Genomic DNA, 3755 nt, shown 5'->3' with positions numbered 1-3755 from the left:
TGGTCGCTGTAGAAGTCGCCGGTGCGCAGGTACTCGATGAGGATGGTTTGTGCGTCGGCCAGGACCTGGCCGTTGGTGGAGGGCTGCTCGACGAAAGCCTGGCGCAGGCAGTCGAGGAGGAGCTTCTGCTGCTTGAAGAGGCGTCCCTTGTGGCGGGACTGCCGAAGGCTGGCACCGACGAGTTCGAGGGTCCGGTGGCAGAGGGTTCCGAGCTCGGCGGGGGAATTGGGGTCGGGGATGGGCTTGACGTAGCCGGCGCCATAGATCTGGGGATCCAGGTAGCGGGCCTTGTAGGCGAGGGGGCATCGGGCGTAGGTGTCCAATCGGGAGAAGGACCAGTGCTCGTTGTGGACCTGGAAGTCCTCGGGGATGGCGGGGTCCAGCAAGGGCAGGTTGGGGTCACAGGGCGCCAGGGGCGCCGCGTGGGGCGTGTTCATGGGTTCATCCTTCCGTGGGGCTGGGTATTGGCGGTTGGGGGCGTGTGGGGCGCCAGTGGCCGCGTGGCGGCCGGGCGGGGCGCGCGGCGCGGCGGGCGGCAAAATGAAGACCAGCGGTTGGCGAAAAACAGGAACGGCCTTCGGCCTTCTGAACTCACACCTATTGCATGTTGTGGCCCAATGGCTGCCAAAACATGATTCTCCAGGGGGGTATCCCTCAGGGCTAGATCAAACAGCGAAAAAGCGACTGCCCGATGGACCCTGCCCGCAGTGACGATATTATTCTTAAAAAACAAAAGATAAACGTCAGCGCGGGCAGAGTCCCGCGGGCAGGAGTTTGAAGTATCAGGGGTAGGGATATACCCCTGGGAAAACAGGTTTTGGCAGCCATTGGGCGAGTAGTTAAAGCTACGGGCGGTTTTCGTGTTTTGATTGGCGGGATTATTCTCCCGCCATTTCCCGCCATTGGCCACATTCTGCATAACCTCGTCAAATGATCGATTGGCGGGATTTGGCGGGAATTCTCTCCCGCCACTCCAGTCAACACACATCGCACTTTGTTCAAGATTTTCCATCAGTCCATGGGCATCGATTTCACAAGCCACGTCTCGATCAGCTCGATGTGGCTTGCAATGGTGGGGTATGTCACGCGCCGGCACCAATCTGAGACGGTCCGGTAGGAAAGGCCGAGCTCGCGGGCGAGCTTGCGCGGGCCCAGCTTCAGGTAGTCGGCGCGGGACAGGAGACGGTCCCGCACGTCCTGGCGGCGCGTCAGCACGTCGTTGGCATGTGACATCAGGCCTTTGGCGGCCAGGGCCTTCTCCATGGCGGCCAGGCGGCGGTCGATGTCGGCTACCAGTTGGGCGATGCGGTCGGCCGTGGCGGCCGTGCTTTGCTGGGCGGCAAGGACCACGCCTGCAGCCTTGTCCAGCCGCTTGGCGAAGGCATCCAGGCGGGCCTCCACACCATCCAGCCGTGCGGCCACCTCCTTGTTGTGCGTCTTGGCGTCCTTGTTCATCTGGCGCACGCGCTCTTCCAGGTCGTCGATTCGCTGTTTCAGGGTGGGCATGGGGCGTCCTTTCAGAACGGCAGGTTGGAGGATGATGGTTGCGCGACCAGCGAGTCTAGCCAAGCAATCCCCTCAAGCGGCTTGTGGACGACCTCGACTTCCAAGTAGCCGTAGTAGAGGACGCGGATCAGCTTCTGGGTGTTCGTCCACTCTGCAAGGCGTCGACAGCAAGACCAATTATAGAGGGTGCCTGTCCTGATCCCGGTCAGGGCTGACAGGTCCTTCATCTTCAGCCGGAGTTGGGCCTTCATCTGGAACAGGCCGGAGACAAGGATCTGCCGCTCGATCTCGACGGCTTCGGCGAGCGGTTTCCCGGCCGTCGCCTCCTCTACCTTGCTTTGCAGGTCCAGCGCCAGGGAGGCTTCACGGAATCTCTCGGGCAGATAGATGTCGTCCTTGATGGACGGTTGTTTGGACTTTTTGTTTGCCATGGGTGGTCCTTTCAGCTGATTCGCTGCAGCCAGGCGGTGATGCGGGCGACGTCTTCCGTGGTGTAGGGGAGGGATTGTTTGTTTGGGCAGGGCCACAGCCAACGCTTGACCTTGTTGACGCTCACGCCGAGGACGCGGGCCAGGTCGTCTTTGGTGTAGCGGCGGCGGGCGGCCTTCAATTGCAGTCGCTCAATCAGACCGATGAGTTGGGCCTCGCCGAGCCTGCAAAGGTCTTCAACGGGGATGTGGTGTAGGGCTGCCCTTGCCTTCCATTCTCGATCCTTTGCCAGGTCCTCGGGCGTATCGTCTTTGAAGACGACGTCTTTGATACCTGGAGGCGGTGGCGGCACGTACTCGATGGCGGGACAGGCTTTCGGATCCCGCTCCTTGAGGAGGATTTCGATCCGGCTGGGCAGGTACTCGGGATCGTCGAAGGCGCACAGGGGCGACTTGACGCCTTCCTGGTCCAGCAGCTTGATGACGGCTTCCAGCTGTTTGCGGACGATGGCCTCCACCTCCATGCGCCAGCCGATGCCGTCCTGGAAGCCCAGGCAGTGGGCGGCGGCGTGGCTGTCCGGCCTGCTGGCCGGCAGGACCTGGTAGTGGCCTGGGTTGCCCCTTCGGGCCTCCAGCTCCCATCCCTTCTGGAAGCCCTCGCGGTAGGGCGCCAGCATGTCGCGGACCTGTTCCCACGTTTCGTCCGGGATGGCGTCCAGGGCCTCCAGCGGGCGCGGGGTGTCCGACTGGCGCGGGGCGTCCAGCGGGCCTTGCGGCCCGCCGACAGGTTGGTTGGTGTTCACAGGCATTGGGGGCCTCCAAGGGGGCGGGCAGGGCCGTTGCCGGCTGGGTGATGTGATCGGCCACGCTGACGAGCTCGGCATCAGTTCAAGACCTGGGCGCGCCACCGGACGGGCGCGGTCCAGAAGTGGCCCAGGCCGGAATGGAATTCCTGCCCGTCCACATTGATGTAGGACACGCGCCAGAAGAGGCGCGTGCCGGCCGGCAGCGATCCGGGGATCCGGTAGCTCGTGGTCGTGAGCGGGACAGTGACCAGGGGATGGGCCAGGCCCTGGTTGTCGGCCACCTGCAGGACCCAGGAGTTGTAGCCGGCCTTGGGCAGCCAGGCGAAGTGGGTGCCCGTGGCCTGGACGAAGTGCTGGCCGTAGGTCGGGCTGATGAGCTCGGGGGCTTCCTGGGCGACGGCGCCCAGCGCCAGGCCCAGGACCAGGATGTGTGCAACGGCGGTTTTGATCATGTCACGTGCTCCTTGCTTCGTGGGGGGTTGTTCGGGTTGCCGGACCCGCCTGGGGGCCGGCCCGGCGCCAGGTTGTGTTGTGATGGATGGTGTCACACGATCCATGCGGGGTTGGCTGGTGCAGCCGGCGACGTAGTTCAGATCGGTGTTGGTCCGGGTGGACACGGGCGGGCTCCCCCGGTGCCGCCGGGCCCGGTGCCGATGATGGCCGACCGCTGCCCGGTGGTGAATTGGCTGGTAGGCGCGACAAAGGAGCGGCCGGTCCTGTCGAACCAGATGAGGCGCCAGTGGTGGGTGGTCACGGGCGCCAGATTGCTCGCCGTGTAGCCCGCGTAGGTGCCCGGCAACTGGGCCTGCTGGACGATCTGCGTGAACTGGGCCGTGAGCGACAGCTGGACGCTCACGCGCGCCATGCCCTCGCGCGCCAGCCAGCGCAGCGTGACGGCATGGGGGGCGACGTCGCCGTCACCATCCTGCGGATGCAGCAGCTCCTCGCCCCGGGGCTCGATCCCCACGACCATGCCCTGCACGGCGGTAAAACTCTTCGAGCCCGGCGTGATGGC

6 protein-coding genes are annotated in these 3755 nt (G+C 64.4%); all 6 read right to left on the bottom strand.

Annotation, left to right across the window (positions count from 1 at the left end):
* On the bottom strand, positions 1–437 hold a 437-nt coding region (locus Q8O14_07315; GenBank protein MDP2360545.1), incomplete at its 3' end, for a PD-(D/E)XK nuclease family protein.
* A 574-nt stretch (positions 438–1011) separates the two neighbouring features.
* Entirely contained in the window at positions 1012–1506 is a 495-nt protein-coding gene (locus tag Q8O14_07310; protein MDP2360544.1) for a hypothetical protein, read from the bottom strand.
* An 11-nt stretch (positions 1507–1517) separates the two neighbouring features.
* Positions 1518–1937 carry a hypothetical protein gene (locus Q8O14_07305; GenBank protein MDP2360543.1) on the bottom strand — a complete coding sequence of 140 codons (420 nt, stop codon included), beginning with the start codon at positions 1935–1937 and terminating at the stop codon, positions 1518–1520.
* A gap of 11 nt (positions 1938–1948) precedes the next feature.
* Complete coding sequence (locus Q8O14_07300) at positions 1949–2743, bottom strand: hypothetical protein (protein MDP2360542.1); 795 nt, start codon at positions 2741–2743, stop codon at positions 1949–1951.
* Between the two features lie 74 nt (positions 2744–2817).
* Positions 2818–3192, bottom strand: coding sequence for a hypothetical protein (locus Q8O14_07295; protein MDP2360541.1), 375 nt, complete (start codon positions 3190–3192; stop codon positions 2818–2820).
* Positions 3193–3329: 137 nt separating this feature from the next.
* A partial coding sequence (locus Q8O14_07290; GenBank protein ID MDP2360540.1) for a hypothetical protein occupies positions 3330–3755 on the bottom strand: 426 nt, incomplete at its 5' end.

Source organism: bacterium (genome assembly GCA_030685015.1).
In the GTDB taxonomy this organism is placed as follows: domain Bacteria; phylum CAIWAD01; class CAIWAD01; order CAIWAD01; family CAIWAD01; genus CAIWAD01.
Note: the sequence above shows the minus strand (reverse complement) of the source record. Positions and strands in the feature narration are given on the sequence as shown.

Bases quoted from the DNA above. Each gene is read 5' to 3' on its own strand.
- Q8O14_07310 (MDP2360544.1), bottom strand. From the start codon at position 1,506: ATGCCCACCCTGAAACAGCGAATCGACGACCTGGAAGAGCGCGTGCGC.
- Q8O14_07300 (MDP2360542.1), bottom strand. From the start codon at position 2,743: ATGCCTGTGAACACCAACCAACCTGTCGGCGGGCCGCAAGGCCCGCTG.
- Q8O14_07305 (MDP2360543.1), bottom strand. From the start codon at position 1,937: ATGGCAAACAAAAAGTCCAAACAACCGTCCATCAAGGACGACATCTAT.
- Q8O14_07295 (MDP2360541.1), bottom strand. From the start codon at position 3,192: ATGATCAAAACCGCCGTTGCACACATCCTGGTCCTGGGCCTGGCGCTG.